The 449-nt window shown below is 69.3% G+C and carries 1 protein-coding gene; it reads left to right on the top strand.

Features of this window, described 5'->3' with window-relative positions; all coding sequences use genetic code 11:
* Positions 1-449: topoisomerase C-terminal repeat-containing protein (locus G3I71_RS47525; RefSeq protein WP_275409451.1), on the top strand; the 449-nt coding region annotated here is incomplete at both ends.

Here is a 449-nt window from a genome sequence, read left to right as displayed (position 1 = left end):
GAGCGGTGAATTCGAACTGGGCGCCGACCCGGTGAGCGGGAACCAGATCGTCGCGAAGGACGGTCGTTACGGGCCGTACGTCACCGAGATCCTTCCCGAGGGCACCCCGAAGACGGGCAAGAACGCGGTCAAGCCGCGGACGGCCTCCCTCTTCCAGTCGATGTCCCTGGACACCGTCACCCTCGACGACGCGCTCAAGCTGATGTCGCTGCCGCGCGTGGTCGGCGTGGACGCGGAGGGCGTCGAGATCACGGCCCAGAACGGCCGCTACGGCCCGTACCTGAAGAAGGGCACGGACTCGCGGTCCCTGGAGACCGAGGACCAGCTCTTCGCGATCACCCTGGACGAGGCCCTCGCCATCTACGCGCAGCCCAAGCAGCGCGGGCGGGCCGCGGCCAAGCCCCCGCTGAAGGAACTGGGCACGGACCCGGTGAGCGTGAAGCCGGTCG

The sequence above is a fragment of the Streptomyces sp. SID12501 genome (genome assembly GCF_010550245.1).
Taxonomy (GTDB): Bacteria; Actinomycetota; Actinomycetes; order Streptomycetales; family Streptomycetaceae; genus Streptomyces.
The sequence above is the reverse complement of the archived record's forward strand: the minus strand, read 5'-3'. Positions and strand labels throughout refer to the sequence as shown.